The 22189-nt window shown below is 46.5% G+C and carries 20 protein-coding genes; 15 read left to right on the top strand and 5 right to left on the bottom strand.

Features of this window, described 5'->3' with window-relative positions; all coding sequences use genetic code 11:
* The first annotated feature begins 120 nt into the window (after positions 1-120).
* From pnpS to PCH02S_RS28155, 3 genes are all read left to right on the top strand, one after another.
* Positions 121-1917 (top strand): two-component system histidine kinase PnpS, encoded by a 1797-nt coding sequence (gene pnpS / locus PCH02S_RS28145; RefSeq protein WP_127457430.1) that lies wholly within the window; start codon positions 121-123, stop codon positions 1915-1917.
* 96 nt (positions 1918-2013) lie between these two features.
* Complete coding sequence (locus PCH02S_RS28150) at positions 2014-2730, top strand: response regulator transcription factor (protein WP_127457431.1); 717 nt, start codon at positions 2014-2016, stop codon at positions 2728-2730.
* A 181-nt stretch (positions 2731-2911) separates the two neighbouring features.
* On the top strand, positions 2912-3994 hold the full coding sequence (locus PCH02S_RS28155) for a Gfo/Idh/MocA family protein (protein WP_127457432.1): 1083 nt from the start codon (positions 2912-2914) through the stop codon (positions 3992-3994).
* 55 nt (positions 3995-4049) lie between these two features.
* On the opposite strand, the gene PCH02S_RS28160 is transcribed toward PCH02S_RS28155, so the two are convergent.
* Positions 4050-4928: a helix-turn-helix domain-containing protein gene (locus PCH02S_RS28160; protein WP_127457433.1), complete on the bottom strand. Its 879-nt coding sequence runs from the start codon at positions 4926-4928 to the stop codon at positions 4050-4052.
* 117 nt (positions 4929-5045) lie between these two features.
* Between PCH02S_RS28160 and PCH02S_RS28165 the strand changes: the two genes are divergently transcribed.
* The gene (locus PCH02S_RS28165; RefSeq protein WP_246069286.1) at positions 5046-5894 is read left to right on the top strand and encodes a phytanoyl-CoA dioxygenase family protein; all 849 of its coding nucleotides are present in this window, start codon (positions 5046-5048) and stop codon (positions 5892-5894) included.
* Between the two features lie 9 nt (positions 5895-5903).
* Here the strand turns inward: PCH02S_RS28165 and PCH02S_RS28170 are convergent, their stop codons facing one another.
* A complete protein-coding gene (locus PCH02S_RS28170; protein ID WP_164819770.1) occupies positions 5904-6767 on the bottom strand; it encodes a helix-turn-helix transcriptional regulator in 864 nt (287 codons plus the stop codon).
* Positions 6768-6905: 138 nt separating this feature from the next.
* Between PCH02S_RS28170 and PCH02S_RS28175 the strand changes: the two genes are divergently transcribed.
* Both PCH02S_RS28175 and PCH02S_RS28180 read left to right on the top strand, forming a co-directional pair.
* Positions 6906-7679 carry a phytanoyl-CoA dioxygenase family protein gene (locus tag PCH02S_RS28175; RefSeq protein ID WP_127457435.1) on the top strand — a complete coding sequence of 258 codons (774 nt, stop codon included), beginning with the start codon at positions 6906-6908 and terminating at the stop codon, positions 7677-7679.
* Between the two features lie 85 nt (positions 7680-7764).
* Positions 7765-8553: a DUF975 family protein gene (locus PCH02S_RS28180; protein ID WP_127457436.1), complete on the top strand. Its 789-nt coding sequence runs from the start codon at positions 7765-7767 to the stop codon at positions 8551-8553.
* Positions 8554-8623: 70 nt separating this feature from the next.
* Here the strand turns inward: PCH02S_RS28180 and PCH02S_RS28185 are convergent, their stop codons facing one another.
* Positions 8624-9415, bottom strand: coding sequence for an HAD family hydrolase (locus PCH02S_RS28185; RefSeq protein ID WP_127457437.1), 792 nt, complete (start codon positions 9413-9415; stop codon positions 8624-8626).
* Between the two features lie 255 nt (positions 9416-9670).
* Between PCH02S_RS28185 and phnX the strand changes: the two genes are divergently transcribed.
* The 8 genes from phnX to PCH02S_RS28225 all read left to right on the top strand — a co-directional run bounded on the left by phnX (position 9671) and on the right by PCH02S_RS28225 (position 18449).
* On the top strand, positions 9671-10468 hold the full coding sequence (gene phnX, locus PCH02S_RS28190; RefSeq protein WP_127457438.1) for a phosphonoacetaldehyde hydrolase: 798 nt from the start codon (positions 9671-9673) through the stop codon (positions 10466-10468).
* Between the two features lie 17 nt (positions 10469-10485).
* Positions 10486-11592, top strand: coding sequence for a 2-aminoethylphosphonate--pyruvate transaminase (phnW, locus tag PCH02S_RS28195; RefSeq protein ID WP_174806832.1), 1107 nt, complete (start codon positions 10486-10488; stop codon positions 11590-11592).
* A gap of 133 nt (positions 11593-11725) precedes the next feature.
* Positions 11726-12829 carry a putative 2-aminoethylphosphonate ABC transporter substrate-binding protein gene (locus tag PCH02S_RS28200; protein WP_127457439.1) on the top strand — a complete coding sequence of 368 codons (1104 nt, stop codon included), beginning with the start codon at positions 11726-11728 and terminating at the stop codon, positions 12827-12829.
* 131 nt (positions 12830-12960) lie between these two features.
* Positions 12961-13998 (top strand): putative 2-aminoethylphosphonate ABC transporter ATP-binding protein, encoded by a 1038-nt coding sequence (locus PCH02S_RS28205; RefSeq protein WP_127457440.1) that lies wholly within the window; start codon positions 12961-12963, stop codon positions 13996-13998.
* On the top strand, positions 13999-15720 hold the full coding sequence (locus tag PCH02S_RS28210; protein ID WP_127457441.1) for a putative 2-aminoethylphosphonate ABC transporter permease subunit: 1722 nt from the start codon (positions 13999-14001) through the stop codon (positions 15718-15720). It begins immediately after the preceding gene.
* A gap of 47 nt (positions 15721-15767) precedes the next feature.
* Complete coding sequence (locus PCH02S_RS28215) at positions 15768-16556, top strand: DeoR/GlpR family DNA-binding transcription regulator (protein ID WP_127457442.1); 789 nt, start codon at positions 15768-15770, stop codon at positions 16554-16556.
* Between the two features lie 52 nt (positions 16557-16608).
* Positions 16609-17628, top strand: coding sequence for a hypothetical protein (locus tag PCH02S_RS28220; protein ID WP_127457443.1), 1020 nt, complete (start codon positions 16609-16611; stop codon positions 17626-17628).
* Entirely contained in the window at positions 17625-18449 is an 825-nt protein-coding gene (locus tag PCH02S_RS28225) for a hypothetical protein (RefSeq protein ID WP_127457444.1), read from the top strand. Before PCH02S_RS28220 ends, PCH02S_RS28225 begins: the two co-directional genes overlap by 4 nt.
* A gap of 518 nt (positions 18450-18967) precedes the next feature.
* Here the strand turns inward: PCH02S_RS28225 and PCH02S_RS28230 are convergent.
* On the bottom strand, positions 18968-19516 hold the full coding sequence (locus PCH02S_RS28230) for a hypothetical protein (protein ID WP_127457445.1): 549 nt from the start codon (positions 19514-19516) through the stop codon (positions 18968-18970).
* Between the two features lie 227 nt (positions 19517-19743).
* On the bottom strand, positions 19744-21450 hold the full coding sequence (locus tag PCH02S_RS28235; protein WP_164819771.1) for a DUF2339 domain-containing protein: 1707 nt from the start codon (positions 21448-21450) through the stop codon (positions 19744-19746).
* A gap of 161 nt (positions 21451-21611) precedes the next feature.
* Here PCH02S_RS28235 and PCH02S_RS28240 point away from each other — a divergent pair, with 161 nt between their 5' ends.
* Complete coding sequence (locus PCH02S_RS28240) at positions 21612-21890, top strand: hypothetical protein (RefSeq protein WP_127457447.1); 279 nt, start codon at positions 21612-21614, stop codon at positions 21888-21890.
* Positions 21891-22189 lie beyond the last annotated feature (299 nt).

Raw genomic sequence — 22189 nt, forward strand, 5'->3', positions numbered from 1 at the left:
TTGCACTTTTTCATCTTTACAATTAAATAACTGGATTTGGTACGGGAGAAAGGGTTACTATGTAGAGTAGCCCTTTTCTCTTTGAATTCAGACTTGATCTATCGGAGGCTAGATAAACAGATGACGAAATTCCGTGCCAAACTGACATTTATTTTGATTGTATTGATTGGTTCATCCATGCTGCTTGCCGGAATTTTTATGGCAAAAGTACTTGAGGATTCTCACGTGAAGTCCCTGGAGGATAATATGGAGCGCGAACTTCATGTCCTTGTAGCCACGGGAGACTGGGGCAGAATGGGATCAGAATCTGAGTTGGAATCCTATTTCTCCGAACAAGCCAAACGGATAAAAGCAGCAACGAATGAACGATTGACCTTTGTTCGTGCAGACGGCAAAGTGATCGGTGATTCCGATCAAAGTCCAGAGCAAATGGACAACCACTTAAGTCGGCCGGAAATTGTGGCAGCTGCTTCAAATGGTGTGGGCTACGCCACGCGATACAGCGATACGCTGAAAGAGAAGATGCTGTACGCCGCCATACCAGTGAAGAATGAGTCACAGGTGACAACTGGCTTTTTACGCATATCGTTGAGCCTGGTGCAAGTAGATAATTCCATCCGCAGCTTGTGGTATTTTCTCATTGTAGGTTTGATGATCTTATTTGTGATTGCCGGTTTGGTTAGCTATCGAATTGCGAAGGGGATTACTCACCCGATTGAGAAAATGACGAAGGTCGCCCAACAAATCACAAATATGAATTATGAATCTCGTGTTCCGGCCTACAGCAATGATGAAGTTGGGCAGCTGGGGCAGGCGATCAATCGGATGTCCGAAAGCTTGCAGCAGCAAATGGCGCGTATTCAGGAGAATGAGCGCAGACTTCAAGGCGTTATGGAAAATATGCTGAGCGGCATTATGATGATTGACCGCGAAGAGCGGATTATGCTGTTAAATCCTTCAGCTGAATACATTTTGGGCTTTTCTTCCCAGGAATTATTGGGGAAAAGATATAACGAAGCCAAGCAGCAGTTTGAGTTTACGAAGCTGATTCAGGAATGTATAGAGACACGCGAATCCATTCGTGACGAAATGATTTTCTATTATCCGGCCGAGCGTATTCTGGATATTCATTTGAGTCCAATTGCCCATGAAGACGAGGAATGGTCAGGGGTACTGATCGTGATTCATGACATCACGGCTGTTCGCAGGCTTGAGCGGATGAGAAGCGAATTTGTTGCGAATGTATCCCATGAGCTCAAGACGCCGATTGCCGCAGTCAAGGGTTTCGCTGAGACACTGCTGGCAGGGGCGCTGAATGATAAGGAAACGGCGGTATCGTTCCTGCAAATTATTTTTGATGAGAGCGAACGGTTAAACCGGTTGATTGGGGATATTCTCGAGCTGTCCAAAATTGAATCCAAGCGGATTCCAATGAATTTTTCGCCGATTTATTTACCTGAGTTTCTGGAAAGATCGCTTAACGTCTTAAGAAAAGAAGCGGAGAAAAAGCATATCGAGCTGGGGTTGCAGGTTGATGAAGATATGTATATTGAAGCGGATGAAGATCGCCTGCGCCAAATTATTATCAATCTACTCTCCAATGGTATTGCGTATACGCAGGAAGGCGGCAAAGTGAAGCTGCGGATCGAGCCGCTTGATCCGAATAGCGAAGGCGATTACGAGCGTCTGCGTTTAATCGTTTCCGATACGGGTATGGGGATTCCGAAGAAGGATTTACCGCGTATTTTTGAACGCTTTTACCGGGTAGACAAAGCTCGTTCGCGAAGTTCAGGTGGAACAGGACTGGGCTTATCCATTGTGAAACATTTGGTAGAGCTGCATAAAGGGACCATTCGCGTGGATAGCGAGGTTGGAGTTGGAACGAGATTTACCATTGAATTGCCAGTCATCCACTAAATTATATGGCGAAAATGCAACATTTACATTCACGTAGCAAAATTGTGTTATTATATGGATGTGCAATGTTAATAAACTGTAAATACGGGGGATCCCATGGCACAAAAAATATTAGTCATTGAAGACGAGCCTACCTTGGCTCGATTGTTATCGTACAATCTTTCCCAGGAAGGGTATCATACAAAAGTTGTGGATCATGGTGGAGATGGTCTGCAAGAAGCGCTTCAGCAGTCCTATGATTTAATTATTTTGGACATTATGCTGCCGGGCTTGAATGGGTTTGAGGTGCTGGCTAAGCTTAGACAAAAAGGAAATAGCACGCCAGTTATTATCTTAACGGCCCGCAATGCAGAAGATGAGGTTGTCCAGGGCTTGAAGCACGGAGCGGATGATTATATCACGAAGCCTTTTGGTGTAGCGGAGTTGCTGGCACGAGTATCCGCAGTATTGCGCAGAACGATGTCGGAGGATGTCACGGTAGACAAGCAGGGAACGAATGAGAAAGTCATTCAGGCCGGCGAGCTCTTCATCTATCCAGAGAAATATGAAGTCGTTCTGAATGGCGAATCGATTCCTTTGAGACCTAAAGAGTTCGAGGTACTGCTGTATCTCGTACAGCGTCCAGGCGTAGTCGTGACGAGAGACGATCTTATGAATATTGTTTGGGGCTTTGATTATATCGGCGGACAGCGTACCGTGGATGTTCACGTAAGTTCGCTGCGCAAAAAGCTGGAGATGAATCAGCAATCCGTGCAGATTGATTCGATTCGCGGGGTCGGATATAAGCTGGTGGCGTCAATTATCAAAAAGTAAGGAGCCTAGGGGGCTGGTGAAACAGCTACCCGGGCTTATTTTTTTGCCTTGATTCATTTCTCGCAAGGTTCAGATAACACAATCGGATATAATTATCGCCAGATCAGAAATTTTATTTTTGCCGGTTTTTGATATACTGATAAATAGTACGAGCTCAGACGAAAACCTAAGGAGGACCATCATGTCCAAAACGTATCGAATCGCGATTATCGGCTGTGGAGGCATTGCCAACGGCAAACATATGCCAAGTTTGAACAAATTAAAAAATGTAGAAATGGTTGCTTTCTGCGATATCATTCCTGAAAAAGCGCAAGAAGCTGCCGACAAGTATGGAAAAGGCGAAACTCGCGTATATGAAGATTACCGTGAGCTTCTGAAAGACAGCACAATTGATATCGTTCATGTTTGTACACCAAATGATTCGCATGCAGAGATTACGATTGCGGCATTGGAAGCCGGCAAACACGTAATGTCCGAGAAACCGATGGCCAAAACAGCAGCGGATGCTCGCCGAATGGTGGAAGCAGCGAAACGCACAGGCAAAAAATTGACCGTTGGTTACAACAATCGTTTCCGCAGCGACAGCCAGCACCTGCACCAACTTTGTTCGGAAGGTGAGCTAGGCGATATTTATTTCGCAAAAGCTCATGCGATCCGCCGCCGCGCGGTACCAACATGGGGCGTGTTCCTTGATGAAGAGAAGCAAGGCGGAGGGCCTTTGATTGATATCGGAACGCATGCCCTCGATTTGACACTGTGGATGATGAACAATTATGAGCCGAAGGTTGTTCTTGGTACTTCGTACCATAAATTGTCCCAACGCGAAAACGCAGCAAACGCATGGGGCCCTTGGGATCCATCCAAGTTTACCGTCGAGGATTCTGCATTCGGTATGATTACGATGAAAAATGGAGCAACCATTATCCTCGAATCAAGTTGGGCGCTGAATACGCTGGAAGTCGATGAAGCTAAATGCACACTTAGCGGTACAGAAGGCGGCGCGGACATGAAAAATGGCCTTCGCATTAACGGCGAAAAGCACAGCCGTTTGTATACAACAGAGGTTGAACTGAATGCCGGAGGCGTTGCCTTCTATGATGGCGCAACGGAAAGCGCGCCTGATCTGGAAATGCGCCTTTGGATTCAAGCCATTGAAAATGATACAGATCCTGTCGTTACACCGGAGCAAGCCTGCGTCGTTTCTGAGATTCTAGAAGCAATCTACGAATCCGCTAAAACAGGTAAAGCTGTTTATTTCGACTAATTTCAACGATTTCCCAGGAAATAACCAAGAAATAAAGAATCCCCTTTTTCGAGTGTTAAGCTCGAATGAAGGGGATTTTGCTTTTTTTCAGCTCTCCTGGCGTTAGACCGGTTCGTTTCTTAAAGGTTTTGGAGAAATGATGTAGATCCGCAAATCCGCAATAGCTGGCAATGGATTCCTGACTAAGATCCGTATGGGTCAGCAATTCTTTGGCATGATTCACCCGCATGTTCATCAAATATTGGTGAGGGGAGATGCCATACCGCTGTTTGAACACCATGCTGAATCGGGAGATCGACAGATTCGCTCGTGCGGCCATATCCGCTAAGGAGATAGGATCACTTAAATGATGCGAAAAGTAAGAAGTAATCCAGTCGAACGACTGTGACGCGGTGTATGGTGCTTGATAGTAGGTTTCTAATAAAGAGAGAATGATCTCAGTAACCAGATGCTGCGTCTTAAGTTGGATGAGCGGATCCTGCTTTTCGGCTTGCTCGATAACTTGCAGCAGTGTTTCTTTCAGTTTTAACGGCTTGGACGGTTCAACCTGCACAGGCATTTCCACCCCGTACAAGTCTTTGATGGTTGGCTGTAAAAGATGCTGATAAGCCGATAAATCAATTTGTCCTGGGCGGGTAGGAAAACTGTGCTCACGTTCAGGGTTAAAACTGAGATCAAAATGGATATACGGCGTTACGGTATTCGTTAACCCTTCCAAAGACAGCAAGCTGCCGGGCTGTACAAGGCAAAATTGACCTGCGTTAAATGTATATTTTTTATGATCAACATGAAAACAACAAGTGCCTTCTTGAATGTAGACCAATAAATAATCAAGCAATCTGCGCTCTGGATAAGACCATGGTTTACGAACGGCAAAGTCGCTTTGTCTAACGAATGGCACGATGGGATGTTGTTTCAGAAAATCGCTTAGCATCGAAGTTCCTTTCCACTTCAGTTGTTTTTGACAATAATATAACCTTGTTTGACAAAGATTTGGAACAGCTTGAACCCTATAATAAAGCTATAATTATACAAATTGAGGTGATCCGAGATGAGCATGAAAGAAACAAGCCATACCCAATCGTTGCCCTCTTTGGAAGACAGTTATACCTTGTCGGAGCAGCAGATACAAAGCTACCAGCAGAAAGGACATATTTTACTTCGGCAGGTAGCCAGCCCATCGGAAATCGCTTCTTACGAGCCGGTTATTACTGATTTGGTGAAGGAACTGAATTATCATAACAAACCGGTTGAACAGCGTGATACGTATGGCAAGGCTTTTATCCAAATATCTAACTTGTGGGAAAAAAGCGAAGCGGCTCGCAGGTTCGTATTAGCCAAAAGATTTGCCAAAATCGCAGCGGAATTGATGGGCGTCGAAGGCGTGCGCATTTATCATGATCAGGCTTTGTATAAGGAACCTCATGGAGGGCATACCCCATGGCATCAAGACCAAATCTATTGGCCGCTGGATACAGATAAAACGATTACGATGTGGATGCCGCTGGTGCCTATTTCCGAAGAAATAGGATCCATGACCTTTGCTTCTGAGTCTCACCGCATCGGTTACATTAACAAAATGGTGATTTCCGATGAGTCCCACCGCACTTTAGCCGGTTATATTGAAGGCAAAGGATATGAAACGATGTCCCATGGCGCTATGGAAGCCGGAGATGCAACATTTCATGCCGGGTGGACGCTGCACAGCGCGCCTGGGAACCCGACGGATGCCATGCGCAAAGTGATGACGGTCATCTACTATGCGGACGGACTGCGTATTGCGGAGCCGGATAGTAAAGCACGCGAAAGCGATTTGAAAGCATGGTTTCCTGGCGCTAAGCCCGGCGATTTGGCGGCAACCGCCATTAACCCGATGGTTTACAGCCGATCCGTACGATAGCCATTGAGGCTACCCGCTGGTTTGTTCCTGTTTGCGGAACTTGCCGGGGGGTAGTTTTTTTTCTTGTTTGAACGTATGAGTAAAATAATGAACGGATGAAAAGCCAGTAACCTCCGCAATTTCGTTAATCGAAAGCTCACTTGTCAGCAGCAGGTGGGCTGCTTGGCGTATGCGCTCACTGCGGATGAAATCCGTATAGGTTTCGTGAATTCCCTCGGAAAATAAGCGCGAAAGATGGCGCTCGGAAACATTGAGATAGCCGGCGACATCGCTAAGGTGAAGAGGTTGTGACAGGTTGTCGCGGATATACAGTTTGGCCCGCTGCAGCAGGATATTTGTATTTTTACGGATGACAATAGGTTTGCCTGTCTCTTTGCCGAATAAGCTGAGAAACGACACGAGCAGTGTGTAAGCTAACGTTGGAACGGCTGCAACAGGCAAGCTGCCATGATTCTCACGAATCAAAAGCGACTTCCACAAAAGGGCCGTCGGGTGATGGTCACCGTCATATAGACAAACCTCAGCATGTTCAGCTAGATCCTGAAAGGCATCTCGCATCGTATCTTCACTTTGTGTTTCATCCAGTTCGAATGCGACGAACATAATAAAGAGGCCTTTTTGGGTGCGGATTTGATGTTTGATGCCGGGTCTGGAGCAAAAATGCGTACCTGCGCGCAGCGGGTAGAGGACACCTTCTTCGGTATATTCGCCTTCTCCGCCAATGACATAGCAAACTTCAAAGAAAGAATGTTTATGGGGCTGGTTATCGAAGAGGCATGGATCTACGCCCCAATATTGAATTTTAAAGCATGCCGCAGGTCCATGAATGACGGTTGCCACCTCGTTCAGCAGGGATCTGGTTTCTTTGCACATGTACACATGCATCATCCTTCATGTCCTTATTTTGCAAAAAGCTGTCCTTTGCAGAAAAAGACAGTTCTCTCTTTCATTCCTTATAATTATAGATAAGAAAGCGGTTTATAATCAACTTCAATGATGGAGGAATGAATAGTGATTACTCGTGAGGATGTAGAATTTTATAAAGAAAATGGGTATTTGCTTGTTAAAGGGGTATTCAATCAGCAAGAAGTAGAGGAAATGAGGCAAGCTGTAGAAGAAATTATTATTCGCGCCGCTGAGGCCAAAGCAGACCGTAATGATCAATGGAGGGGGGATTTCCTTCCACCGGAAGAGCTGAAGAAGCTGGTTTTAAAAGGCTTCCACGACGTGCACTATCACGATGCTGCGTTTATGCGCGCTGTGATTCATCCTAATATGGCGGCTGTGCTGCAGCAAATCATTGGACCTAACGTTCAGCTGCATCATTCCAAAATGCTCGTGAAGCCTCCGGAAAATGGTGCTGCCTTCCCTATGCATCAGGATCACCCTTACTTTCCGCATGAGAAACATACGATGCTTGCTGCAAGCGTGCATTTGGATTATGCGGATGAGGAGAACGGCTGCCTGCGAGTGATTCCGGGTTCGCACCGCTCAGGCAGCATTCCGCACGTGGGTCAGCATTACTTGAACCATAAAGAGTATCCCGTCAAAGAAGGCACGCCTTGTGTGGCTGAAGCCGGCGATGTGCTGTTCTTTAACTACTTGACGATTCATGGCTCGGAATCGAATCGGAGTTCTAGAACAAGACGGAATGTGTTGTTCCAGTATCGTGATCCGAGCGATTTCCCGACGGAGAATACGCATTTTGACTGGGGCATGGGCCTCATGGTCACAGGGAAAAACCCGCATTTCACGAAGGTGAAACCGGAATATAAAATTCTTTGAGGATGAGAAGGCGCCTGCGGGTGCCTTTTTCGTTGTCAGGTAGGGTTCTACTTTTGGACATTCTGTTGTAGGATAGTTAGTAAATATGTGGAAATTGGATGGTGATTTCTTGGACTGGACGCGAAGTGAACTAAAGGGACGAGCCAAGCAAGTCTTGCGAACGTCCTACTGGAAGGCTTTTCTCGTAAGCCTGCTGCTAGCTGTGCTGAGCGGAGGGGTGTCGAGCTGTTCCTTCAATTCGAACGGTGGGACTTCGGTCAAATTTCCCTTGACCGGCAGTCACGACAGTTGGACCGATTTTTATAACAGCCCGGTATTTGTTGCCGTCGTTGTTGGCGCGATCTTGTTATTTATTTTCCTTATCCTTGCATCCATTGCGTTTCATGTTTTTGTTACAGCGCCTTTCGAAGTAAGCGTTATGCAATATTTTAAACAGGCTGCCTCTGAAGATGTGAATATGAATTACCTGGTCTACTCGTTTCAAAAAGGCAGGTATTTAGCTATTGTTAAGGCAATGCTCTGGAAAAACTTTCTCAACTTTCTGTGGTTTTTGCTGCTGATCATTCCGGGAATTGTAAAAGGTTATGCCTACAGCATGGTGCCCTTTCTTCTGGGAGACAATCCGGGGATTGGCACGAAAAGGGCGGTTGAGCTTAGCAATCGGATGACGAACGGGCATAAATGGAAAATGTTCGTCCTGGACCTTTCTTTCCTTGGATGGTATATCCTAGGTTTCCTGGCACTTGGCATCGGCGTTCTGTTCGTCATGCCGTATGATCACTCGACCAAGGCTGAGCTTTATAAAGTGCTCAGACAGCAGGCGCTGTATGATGGGCTTAGCAACAGCAAGGAATTAAATCTGTCCGAGGTATGAATCATCGGCAGGCATATAAGAAGGACTTTCCCAATAAGGTCACATTAGACCTTGTTGGGAAAGTCCTTTTTCATGGCTGCACGATATCTAGCAGCTCCACTAGTGCAGCAATTTCATGGCTCGGCAAGTTGTGCGGCGGCGCCGTCCGCTGATGATGATTGATCCAAACATTTCGCATGCCTATCGCTAAAGCACCTTTGATATCGGTATCGAGATTATCACCGACCATAAGTGCTTCTTCCGCCGTGACACCGAGCAGCTCCAAAGCGTGCTCAAAAATAGACGGATCAGGCTTCCCGCGGCCAAAGGTACCGGAAATCAAGATATGATCAAAGTAATCCGCCAGCCCCGGAATACTATCTACCTTCTCCTGCTGCAGGTCAGGCGCGCCATTCGTTAACAAAAGCAGCTGATACTTCGGCCTTAAAGCCTTCAATACTTCGAAAGTGGTCTCATACACCAACGGACGCTCCCGACGCTCCTTAGCGAACCTCAGCGCAAGCGTTGCACCTAACTCCGGATCGTTAACGCCTAGTTGGAGCAGGCCCTGCGTCCACGCGCTTTTTTGATACTCTGGCGCTAATTGGCCCAGTTCCAGAAAGGCAGGATGCTCTTTCGCGTCAAATCTTCCCCACAGCGCTTCCAAATGGGTGACTTCAATCATTTTAGCATAGTCATAACAGGCCATTTCCTCAAATAAACGTTCGGATAATGCGCGCACCTCGTGCTCTAATTCGGACGGATTTACGTTCACGGAAGCTGCCGCTGCCTCGCAAGTTGCCTCAAATGCTTCCTGGATGCTTCTTTCATCCCACAATAACGTATTATCCAAATCGAAAATAATCGCTTTGATCGGCTTCATTTCTATGATCCCTCCCAGTGTCCTACCCTTAATTTCCAACATAATAACAAGGAAGTCAACAGAAAACTGAAGGATTGATTTTGAGTAAGATGATGTCGAAGCAATGAAATCAAATTAAATCAAATTAAAAACACATATTTTACACGCGTTTAACGCTACGATTACAAATGCAGTTTATTATGTACCTATAGACGCAACCAAAACCAACAAAAGGTGCTCAAATAACAAGTAAAACAGTCCTACAGGAGGGTTTCAATGATACAGGCGGTTGTTTTTGATTGGGCGGGGACGATAGTGGACTATGGATGTTTTGCTCCCCTTAACGTATTTATGGAGGTCTTCCAAAAAAGAGAGATTGCTATCACCTTATCAGAAGCGAGAGCGCCGATGGGACTTCTCAAACGCGATCATATCAGCGAAATTTTAAAAATGGAACGTGTCGCCGGCTTATGGCTTGAACGCTACGGGCAATTGCCGCAGGAAACGGACGTTGACGCACTTTATGCAGATTTTGAACCGATGATGCTAGCTGTAGTCCATGAATATGCTGAACCGGTCCCTGGTGCGCTTGCGCTCGTAGAACGTTTACGTCAAAACGGCATTCGAATCGGTTCCACAACGGGGTACACGGCTGAGATGATGGCGATCGTCACGGTCGAAGCGAAAAAGCGCGGATATGCGCCGGACCACTTGGTTACGCCGAATGATGTGCCCGCAGGACGTCCATATCCTTGGATGATCTACGAGAACGCAGCTGCTCTGAACGTGTATCCCATGTACAACGTAATGAAGGTGGGCGATACGGTCAGCGATATAAGGGAAGGCGTCAACGCCGGCACTTGGACAATTGGTGTGGTACTAGGAAGCAGTGAACTGGGCATGAGTGAAGCGGAAGTGGAAGCTTGTGATCCTGAAATTCTAAAAGCGCGAGTAGAAGCAGTCACGGCTAAGTTCCAAGAAGAAGGCGCTCATTATGTCATCCAAACCATTGGCGAGCTGGATCAGCTTATTCCGGTTATTAATCAAAAACTTCAAAGAGGTGAACGTCCATGACAACAACGATGAATCAATTGCCGGATAACCCTTATTTATTGCTTACACCAGGCCCTCTGTCGACGAGTAAAAAAGTAAAAGCAGCGATGCTGCGCGATTGGTGCACATGGGACCAAGATTATAATCAACTCGTCCAGTCGATTCGCAGCCGATTAGTGACAATGGCTTCGAGCAAACCGGATGATTACACAACCGTGCTGATGCAGGGAAGCGGAACGTTCAGTGTTGAATCAGTCATTGGATCTGTGATTCCCAAAGACGGTAAGCTGCTAGTTTTGGCTAACGGAGCTTATGGCAAACGAATTGCCCAAATAGCGGAAGTCCTAGGCATCTACTCGATCGTTCTGGATGCGGGGGAAACGAAGCCGGTGAATATTAAGCAGCTGGAGGAAGTGCTGAAGGTGGATTCGTCGATCACGCACGTGGCGGTTGTTCATGTGGAAACAACGACAGGGATGATGAATCCGATCGCTGATGTTGCTCGCATTGCCAAGCAATACGGCAAAACGCTGATTCTTGATGCGATGAGCTCTTTTGGCGGTATCCCGATGGATATCGCGGAACTGGACATCGATTATTTAATCAGCAGCGCCAATAAATGCATTCAAGGCGTGCCTGGTTTTGGTTTTATCATTGCGCGTAAAGAATCACTGCTCAAATGTAAAGGAGTAGCACGTTCCTTATCATTAGATCTCTATGATCAGTGGGAGACTATGGAGCAAGGTAATGGCAAATGGCGTTATACATCGCCAACGCATACCGTTCGGGCATTTGATCAAGCGCTCCAAGAGCTGGAGGAAGAAGGCGGCGTTGCGCGCAGATTCGAAAGATTCACCCGTAACCAACAAACGTTGGTTGCCGGCATGCAGCGGATGGGGCTGCAGCCCTTACTTCCGACTGAGCTGCAGTCGCCGATCATTACTTCCTTCTTGTTTCCGGATTCGCCTGTGTTTTCCTTTGATGAGTTTTACGCACGCATTAAACAAGAGGGGTTTGTTATCTACCCAGGCAAAATAACAGCTGCGGCTACGTTCCGAATCGGCAACATTGGCGATATTCATGGGCCCGACATTGAACGTCTGCTGCAAGGCATTGAAAGACAGTCTTTTTGGAAAACAACTTAAAAACAACTAATAAAATATAAACACAAATAATTTACGTGCATTTAATACTGGTTTTACAATTCTAAATTATACTAATATTTATCAGGTGATAGATAGTCAAACCGATAATTCGAATGAAGGTGGGAGTAAGAAGATGAAGAAATCACTGGGAAGTGCAGTAGCGTTGTTGACAGTTGCTTTCATGTTAGGGGCTTGCGGCGGGAAAGCGGTTGGTACAGACGGAGCGAAGACAAGTGCTGCTCCGGCAGCAAGCGCAAGCGCAGATGTAACAGTGGATACAAAAAGCAAGGATCTAACGGTTTACACGGCTTTGGAAGATGATCAAATCAAAACTTATCTCACGACTTTCAAAGCGAAATATCCCGATGTCAAAGTTAACATTGTTCGTGATTCCACGGGAATTGTGACAGCGAAATTACTTGCTGAGAAAGACAATACACAAGCAGACGTAGTATGGGGCTTAGCGGCAACAAGCTTGCTCGTTCTTGACCAGAACAGCATGTTAGAGCCTTACGCGCCAAAAGGCGTAGAGCGCATTCTTCCTGATTTTAAAGACAAAAATGCAGTAACGCACTGGGTTGGTATCGATGCGTGGGAAACAGCGTTCATCGTGAACAAAGTTGAGATGGAGAAACGTAAACTGGCCATTCCTCAATCTTATGAGGATCTGGTGAAGCCGGAATACAAAGGGCTGATCACCATGCCGAATCCTTCGTCTTCAGGGACTGGTTTCCTGACAGTTTCCGGATTGGTTCAATTGAAAGGCAACGACGCTGCATGGGATTATATGAACAAATTGCATAACAACATTGCGATGTATGTCCACTCCGGTTCCAAACCTGCTAAATTAGCCGGTACTGGCGAATATCCAATTGGTATTTCCTTTGGTTACCGCGGCATTCAAGAGAAGAAAGCAGGTTCTCCGGTTGAAGTTGTCTTCCCGAAAGAAGGCTCCGGTTGGGACGTTGAAGCGAATGCTTTGATGAAGAAGAAGGTCGTGAAACAAGTAGCGAAAGACTTCTTGGATTGGGCAATCACGGATGATGTGATGAAAGAATACAACAAAAACTACGCCATCCTTGCGGTTAAAACAGATTCTGCCAAAATCCCAGATGGTTACAGTGTAGATCCAGTGAAACAACTTATCAAAAACGATCTGAATGACGCTGCGAAAAAACGTGACAGTGTTCTAGCTGAGTGGGACAAGCGCTTCAACGCAAAAAACGAACCCAAATAATAAACGGCAAACCGAGAAAGAGGCTGACTGCGAACCATGCTTGCAGCAGCCTTTTTTCTATTACCTTTTTACAAAGCGATAACATATCACACTTATACTAAAGCTAATAAGACTAAGGAGGCTGCTTGATCATGACACAAGCTTACTTGTCCATTCAAGGGGTAAATAAAACATTTGGATTTTTCAGCGCTTTGAACAATATTCATATTGATATTCAGAAAAATGAGTTCATTTGTTTATTAGGCCCAAGCGGTTGCGGTAAAACAACATTGCTTCGCATTATTGCAGGATTAGAGAAACCGACACAAGGACGGATTACGGTTGACGGGAAGGACATTACCCAGCTGCCGCCAGCGAAAAGAAATTTCGGCATGGTGTTTCAGTCGTATGCGCTTTTTCCGAATCTCACGGCTTATCAGAATGTAGCTTATGGCTTGCAGGGCAAGAAATGGAAGAAGAAAGAGATTGACGAGAAAGTAAGGGAAGTCCTGAATCTAGTGGATCTGCTGCACCTCCATGATCGCTACCCGGCACAAATGTCCGGCGGACAGCAGCAGCGTGTGGCGTTGGCTCGTGCTATTGTACTGTCTCCAGATTTCTTGCTGCTGGATGAACCTCTTTCCGCGTTAGATGCCAAAGTTCGGGTGAAACTTCGCGAGCAAATTTGCGAGCTGCAGGACAAGCTTGGCATTACAACCGTGATGGTCACGCACGATCAAGAGGAAGCGCTCACGATGGCAGATCGCATTGTGGTGATGAAAAACTCCGAAGTCGTGCAAATGGGAACGCCGGAACAAGTCTATGAAACACCGAATTCGGCATTTGTCGCTGATTTTATCGGATCAATTAATTTCTTGGAAAACGGGGAGCAAGGAAGTCTTGCGCAGCGTAGAAGTCTTGCCATTCGTCCAGAGCATATTCGCCTGTCAGCCTCTGGCTCAAGCAATGGAGTGAAGGCGGTTGTCAAGCATGTCGAGTTCCGTGGAGCTTTCTACCGAGTGACGCTTCAGCCCACTGCAGGCTCCGGTTACCAGCATGTAATCCTTGCAGTTGATGTCTCTTCACAAGCTGCGCATCAATTGAGGCTTGTCAAACATGCCGAAGTATTCGTTGAATTCCCGCAGGAAAAGATGATCACATTCCCAGTTGATTCTATGGTAGGTGCCTAAATGAACAAGGGAATCGTCAGCATGAATCCGCCGATCCGCCGTCACCTGGGAGCATTTTTTACATTACAAAATGTGTTGATTGTCGTGCTCGTGCTCACTTTAACAACTAGCACCCTGATTCCGTTAATCCTCTTATTTAGCAAATCTTTGCTAAATAAGAATGAGGAGTTTATTGGATTGGCTAACTTTGTCCAATACTTCTCTACGCCTTCCTTGCTTCAATCGTTAACGAACACGATTTGGATTTCAGTTCTATCTACCGTACTTGCCGTTGTTCTCGCATTCGCGTACGCCTATGGAATTAGCCGTACGGCTATTCGGGGCAAAAGTTATTTCCGCTACATTGCGTTATTGCCGCTTTTTCAACCGACGATGATGCATGGGATTGCGCTTACTTATTTGTTTGGGAATCAAGGCATGGTTACGCACGGTTTTTTCGGACTTTTGCCTGGTATAAGGATTCCGATCTATGGTCCCGTTGGGATCGTTATCTCTGAAGTGATTTATTTATTTCCTCAAGCTTTTCTGATTTTTATCACAGCTTTGTCAATGACCGATCAGCGACTGTATGAGGCCGCGGAATCGCTGGGCGCGAATAAATGGAAAACTTTTTTTACGGTGACTTTGCCCTCCGTTAAGTACGGCCTCATCAGTGCCATTTTTGTCTGTTTCACAGCCAGCTTCACGGATTTCGGGGCTCCGCAGGCGATCGGCGGAAAGTTTAACGTGCTTGCTACGGATATTTACAAACAGGTTATCGGCCAGCAAAATTTATCCATGGGTGCGACAGTGGGGATCCTGCTCACGATTCCGGCCATTATTGCTTTTGCTGTGGACCGATTCGTGGAGCGCAAACAACGTTCACTGCTCTCTTCCAAGTCAACGCCCTATCGGGTACCGGAAGGACGAGCTCGGGACAGATTTTATCGTACATTTTGTATCATCATCTCGATTGCTATTTTGGTGCCGTTAATCACGATCGTTTTTGCTTCCTTAGTGAAGGTGTGGCCGTACAATATCAGTTTAAGCTTCAAACATTATGATTTTTCCAGTGTGGCAGGGTCAGGTTTGGAGCCGTTTTGGAATTCACTTAAAGTCTCACTCATCACAGCGGTGGTGGGGACGATCATGACTTTTGTTTTTGCTTATTTGATTGAAAAAACCAGATCGATGAAAGGATTGCGGCAAGTCGGTTACTTTTTGTCGATTTTACCGCTTGCGCTTCCGGGGATGGTTATCGGCCTTGCCTACATTTTCTTTTTCAATGATTCCAGCAATCCGCTGAATTGGATTTATGGGACAATGACGATCATCGTGCTTGCGAACATCACGCATTTTTACGCAGTTCCCTTCATTACCGCTACGACCGCGCTGAAAAAGCTGGACAAGGAATTCGAACTCGTTTCGGAGTCTATGCGTGTTCCTTTTTACCGAACATTTTTGCGGGTCACAGTGCCCATGTCCCTTCCGGCCATTATCGAAATTGCCATGTACTTTTTCGTGAATTCCATGGTTACGGTGTCTGCGGTTGTGTTCCTCCGGGCTGCTGATATGAATCTTGCGGCTGTCGCTTTAGTGAATATGGAAGATGCAGGCGACGTAGCTGCCGCAGCGGCGATGTCTACCCTGATCGTTGGAACGAATATTATCGTTCGTTTGTCTTATGAGTTCATTTTAAAAAAGGTGAAAAAGCGCACGGCTGCTTGGCAAATGCCGAAGTAAAGCCCTATCATGCAAAGCGTGATGCATAAATTGGAGGGTCTAACCTTATGTCTTTGATTGGTGAAGAGCGAAAGGATTATATTCTTAATCGTTTGAATTTGGATGGCAAAGTGAAGACGAATGAGTTGGTCGAAGCTCTGGATGTTTCATCTGAGACGATACGTCGTTATTTGGAAGAGCTGGAGGATGAAAATAAGCTGAAACGGGTATATGGCGGTGCGGTCAAAATTAATTTGTCCCGAGACGAGCCGTCACACTTGAAGAGAGAGGTGCTGTACGCGGATGAGAAGCGGAAAATCGGACGTGCAGCAGCCACCCTCGTGGAGGATAATGACGTCATTTTCATCGATGACGGCACTACGACCTTGCATATCATCGATTATTTGCTAAACAAGAAAAACCTGACAGTTCTAACGATCTCCATACCTGCCCTGTACTTGTTAATTGACTACAAAAACAAAGGATTGTTCAACGGGGACATCTTTTTAATTGGCGGTAAGGTGAATGCCCTGCATTCCAGGGTCACAGGCCTGCTGGCTGAGAAAATGGTGGAAAATTTCAACGCGGATAAAGCGTTCTTATCTGTGGACGGCATGATGCTGGACAAAGGGATTACAGGCTTTGAAGAAAGTAAAGGCCAACTGACGCAGAAAATGATGAAATATGCCAAGCAAAATATCGTGCTCTGTGATCACTCCAAGTTCGGGCTCGTGCAATTCTACAAAATTGCAGATTTGAGAGAGATCGATCTCATTGTCAGCGATGTGTCAGCCCCAAAAGAATGGGTGTACGGATTGCAGAAAAAAGGAGTTGCATGGGTCTCATCAAACGATTAGCTGTGTGTTATGATAGAACGGTAATCATGACAAATGTTGGGAGCTGATTCGTTTGTCGGTACAACTGAAAGTGAAGCAATCCCCGAGTACTGTTGGTATTTTCAAGCATGCCGTCACCATGGTGATGGGAATGTGGCTGATTGTCGGCTTGTTTATCGATGGCTTTGCCCATAATCACGGGGCGGTTGAAACCTTTTTTACGCCATGGCATGCTATTTTGTACTCCGGTTATTTGGCCTGTGCGATTTGGATTCTTATCATAACTTATCAGAATAAAATAAAAGCCCATCATGCTACTTGGGCAGCGTCTATTCCTACGGGATATAAGCTCGGTGTCGCCGGTGTCATCATCTTTTTTGTCGGCGGTATCGGGGATATGTTATGGCATACGATATTTGGCATTGAGAAAAATATTGAAGCGCTCTTAAGCCCGACCCATCTGATCCTATTGACCGGAGCGCTGATGATATTGACCAGCCCATACCGCGCGATGAGTGTTGCGGAGAAAGACGTTTCTCCAAGCTTTCGCCGGCTGCTGCCTGCCTTGACTTCCGTGGCGCTGACCTTTGCCGTGATGGCCTTTTTTCTTATGTATGCCTGGTCGTTTCGTCAGAACTTATGGATGGCCAGGGAAGAAGACGCAGTGGCTAAAGCGGTTGTGGATTTCCTGGTTACAACGATGCTGCTCGTTTTGCCAATTATGCTTGTAATGAGAAGGTGGAAGCTGCCTTTCGGAACGGTGACCTATTTCTTTGTGTTTGAGGCGGTATTGATGGCGGTGCTGGATGGGTTCTCGCACTATGGTTCTATCGTGATTCTGCTCATTAGCGGGATAATCGGTGATTTGCTTTTGAAATCGATCAAAGACAAAGAAACCGGTGCTTGGCAGTATCGCGGCGTTTTCTTCCTGCTGCCCGTTCTTATCTGGGGCTTGTATTTTGCCGATTTGCGCCTGTTTCACACGTTAGATTGGTCTCCTGAGCTGTGGGGTGGCACGATCTTTATTTGCGGTCTCTGTTCGATGGGATTAAGCATGCTGACGGCTCCGCTCAGGACTGGAAGAAAACAATGAAGCAGCTTGTCATCCTTCTCATGGGTTTGGCTGTTCTCTTAGCCGCTTGCGGGAATCAAAACACGGCCATGGATATGTCAGGGATGCAGATGTTTGGGAATATGAAGGCTATGCCGACACATGCCCACAGCGATGATGCCATTGCGCATTTCTCAGTTGCCATGGATCGTTACATGCCGGGTGAAGAGGCGACGATCACGATTCTTATCCAGGATAAGTGGAATAAACCGATTGATCGTTTCGACCTCATGCACGAGAAGCTGATGCATCTGATCGTGGTGAGCAAGGATCTGTCATATTTTGATCATCTTCATCCGGAGCATGTCGGGCAAGGCCAGTTCACCGTCAAGACGAAGTTCCCTGCCAGCGGCTATTATCAGCTGATTGCTGATTTTACTCCGCAAGGAAGGGGAGAGACGGTGCAAACGCACTGGGTCACGATTAAGGGGAAAGAGCCGAAGATGGCGGTTCTTCAACCGGATACCTCGCTGACGAAAGAGGTGGACGGTAAGGAAGTAACGCTTGCTTTCGACCATCTTATGGCGGGAATGGGGCTGGATATGATCTTCACGATCAAGGATGCCCGGACGAAACAGCCGATCACCGATCTGCAGCCCTATCTGGGCAGCTTGGGGCATGTGGTTGCCATCAGCGCCGATGCGAAGGAGTATGTCCATGTCCACCCGAATGAGCAGAAGGGTTCAGGACCTACGGCTGCTTTCACGATTATTTTCCCAAAAAGCGGCGTTTATAAAATCTGGGGACAATTTCAGCATCAGAATGAAGTATTTATCGTACCTTTTACCATAAAAGTGCCATAAAGGCGTTACCTTTACAATTTGAACTTAATTTTGTAATCAAAAAGAAATATGTTATTCATCTGGCTTTAATGAAGCGGGCTTATAATAGAACTCGACCCCCTTTAAAATATATATATCTTAAGACCCGCGGCCCGTTGCTGTGGGTCTCTTTTTATTGATGAGGGGTGGCGTGGGCACCTTGCGCCAAGCAATTCCATTTACTCAGCATGACCGCCTCTCGCTATGGGCCCTCGCTTCCATCTCTATGTATGTTGTACTTTGTACAACATACAACCGCTTTAAACCCCGCTACCCTGCTTTTCATTGCACAAAGTACAATGAAATCAATCAAAATAGCGTGAAAATCGCTTTATTTTGTCTTCTACGTTGTACTTTGTACAGCGTAGAAGGCGGCATCGGCCGTCCTGAGGCCTCTATATTGCAAAAAGCGCAACATAGGAGAAGGTATCGGCCATTATAGATAAGATCAGAAAAAAGACAGGTCGAATCTCAGATTCGCCTGTCTTATGTCGATATGCTTATTTTTTCGCTACGTCGGAGATAACGAATTTGTCGTTTACTTTTTTCGTTGTATAAGTGGCGCCGTCTTTCGTCGTGAATTTGACTTGATCCGCCGTATTTGCTGTGTCAAATGTAACGTCTGCTTTGGTTGTATCTAGCAGGTTTGTCGGGAAAAAGGAAGTCGGGTTCGTTACAATCGCTCCGTCCGCTTGCTGTTCCGTCAAATAGTGGGCTGCCAATTTATCAGCCATTGCGGCATCGAAGTAGCTGGAAAGGAACTTCACGGCTTTTTCTTTGCTATCAGCGGCGATAGGGTTAAGGATCAGCTTGCCATCTTTGGATTTGGCTTCTCCGAAGAGGAAGCCGACCTTCTCTTGAGAAATTCTAGCGCCGATGTAGCCTTTCATGTTGATCGTATCCTGCGTTTCCGCTGTTGCTTGCGGGGAAGCTGCTGCACTTGCGCTTGGAGACGGGCTAGCTGTATTTTTTGGTGCGGAGGAGCAAGCTGCTCCAGTCACCATCATTGTAAGCAGGATCACGCCTGCGGCTGTTTGTTTCAATGTCATAAACGATACACCTCTTCATCTGTATGAATGTATTTATTTGTAAGTAAATACATATTATATTCGATTTAAATAACCACAAGTGTAGAATATACGCTATTTTGAGACGTAATGCAATGAATTCAAGGAAAGTTCACATTCTATTTTGTCCCTGAAAAAGCGAAAAAAACCCTCATTTCCACTAGATAAGTGGAGATGAAGGCCTCTCGATTGCATTTATGATAGCTTGTTTATTTACGCTTATAAAACAACCTGGAAATCCCAACGCCAATGGCTCCAAGTCCGATAAAAAGGATCGCACGAATGGCGGTAGATACATCAGGCAGATCAATGAAAATAATTTTGAGCAGGGTTACGAACAAGAACAGGATGCCGATTAGATTTGCTTTTGCTTTTCGAACAAATAGTCCTGCGATAATTAGGAGCACTGCGTAAATGGCCCATACACCGGAGAGAATGAGATGTTGGTAATCACTATTGAGAGCCTTCGTTAAGGCGTTCGTTACTTGTGAGACGAAAATGAGGAGCAGTATGAATGTCATCCATAGCAAAAGAAGTGAGATGCGTGACGGTGCAAGCCCTTTCTGAGCAGAAGAGCGATAGAACGCATAAAGGCCGCCGATGGTAGCCACGAGCACAAACCAAGCAAAAGTTTCATGTGAACCGATATCATGGATCGGATGGGTGAGAACAAATAGCATACCGATAAAATAGGTAAAAGCTCCGCTGATTTGCTGCAGCCTGCTTTGGAAGCGGACACCCAGACAAAGCGCGATGCCGCCTTCGACTAGCAGCGCTGATGCGGCTTGGTCGGCATGCAGGACGAAAATCAGCCATAAGAAGATGCTGAACGTTGCGATGGATACATGGACAGAGAAAGCCCTCTTTTGCAAGTAAAGCCAAGAGGAAGTTCCGATGTACAAAAGCGACCACAGAGCCAGCATCCATTCATAGATGTGCCTATCGCTGTCAGCCGTGCCGTAGAAACCGTATGTCCAGGCTGCGACTAGACCAAAGCTTAAGAACAACGTGATGCGCTGTCCAATTCGGCTGTCTTCCGAGCGCAGAAGTGATATGCCGAAAAGGAGCAGGTGCTGCAAGATGATAACGGCTAGCACGGCCGGTTTGTCACTCTCTGAATGGCTGAGCAGAGTCGATATGAGCAATGGCAGATGAAGTACGCCAAAGGCTGTGAAATAAGCACCGCGGAAGGCATAGCGCAGCGATAACAATATCATAGCCATGGAAAAGAGACCTTCATAGCCAGCGATAATCCACATATTCGGATGCGCAGAATCGACCATGAACGGAACAAGATATCCCGCAAGCAAGGTAATAATCATGAGGGCTTGTGAACGATGGCGAATCGCTATGAACACACTAGCTGCTATCGAAACAATGTAAAGCACAAAAGCAAGCCAGGACGGAATCAACTCAAATAGCATGTGGGCAGCGAAAAGGGATAAGATCAGAACCCCGCTCGCTCCGCCGAGCAGCACTTGCCCCAATGCTGTGCGTTTACGGCGTATTTGCGTTTCCCCTTGCCAATACATGAGACCTGCTGCGACAACTCCGAGTAGGCAGCGGACAGGCTCTGTAATGATGCCGGCGCTCACGGCGGCTGTAAACCCCCAGAGCACGCCAAGCAGGAAGACGATGATAAAAATGCGCGGCAGCCAGACGCGGGCGATCAAGTGCTCCCAATCTCTTGGGGGAGCGGGCTCTTTGGCGGGAACTGCGGGAACTGCGGGAACTGCGGGCACGGTTTCCTGCTGGAGTTGCGGGCGCGGAGCTGGCTGGGCATGCTCGATAGCAGGAGCTGATACCTCTGTGCGTTCAGATTCTGATGCATTTGGTCGGTTAAGTGCATGGTCCAGCAGCAGCTCGAGCTCTTTTACTCTTTTTTCCAATGCGGCTACTCGTAATTCTAGATCCATGATAGCCCCCTTTGATGTGCGTATTTTAGGTATGTTTTTCCATCTCATTCTATGTTAACATGGGCCTGGCAAGACGTGTAGGCTGAGGGAAAAAATAAAAGCGGGACAACTATGCTACAATAGTCATAAAACACGAATAGGACATTAGGAGATGAACCGTCATGAGTAAGGAATTAAACGAACAAGAGCTTATCCAATTTATCGTAGAAAAATCAAAAGCAGATGCCAAACAAATTCAGCTCGTACTGAAATATGAGAAAGCGTATATTCTGAAGGTTGAACAAAGTTCCAAAGGGGAAGTGGACATCGACAGCGATGATTTGATCGATCATATTCTAAGCAGGCCGGATGTGAAATTGACAGAGCTCGCGGTGGACACCATTTTGGAAGCGGAAATGGCCTACTTAATGAAACATGGATTAGCCGGTTACATGGATTAAGGAAAGAGGACGATGCAGGGGACTTCTCCAGTGTCGTCCTTTTTTCATACGTATGTTGGCGTGTCAGTGGGGAATTATTGGGGAGCCACGGGGCGCTATTTTTCTGAAAGGGGGCATGTTGTAGGTGTCAGGAGAACTACAGGGCGCTATTCCGCCAACTTCATGCAAAAAACATTGCATGACGGCTGAATAAGGTCCTGTAGTTCCCACTCAGAGAGGAAACAGCGTGTTTCTCTTCAAATAGAGGCCTCCAGTTCCCTTGAGCGAACCCTTAGCAGGATTTCGGTAAGAATGTCACA

Source organism: Paenibacillus chondroitinus NBRC 15376, from assembly GCF_004000765.1.
In the GTDB taxonomy this organism is placed as follows: domain Bacteria; phylum Bacillota; class Bacilli; order Paenibacillales; family NBRC-103111; genus Paenibacillus_E; species Paenibacillus_E chondroitinus.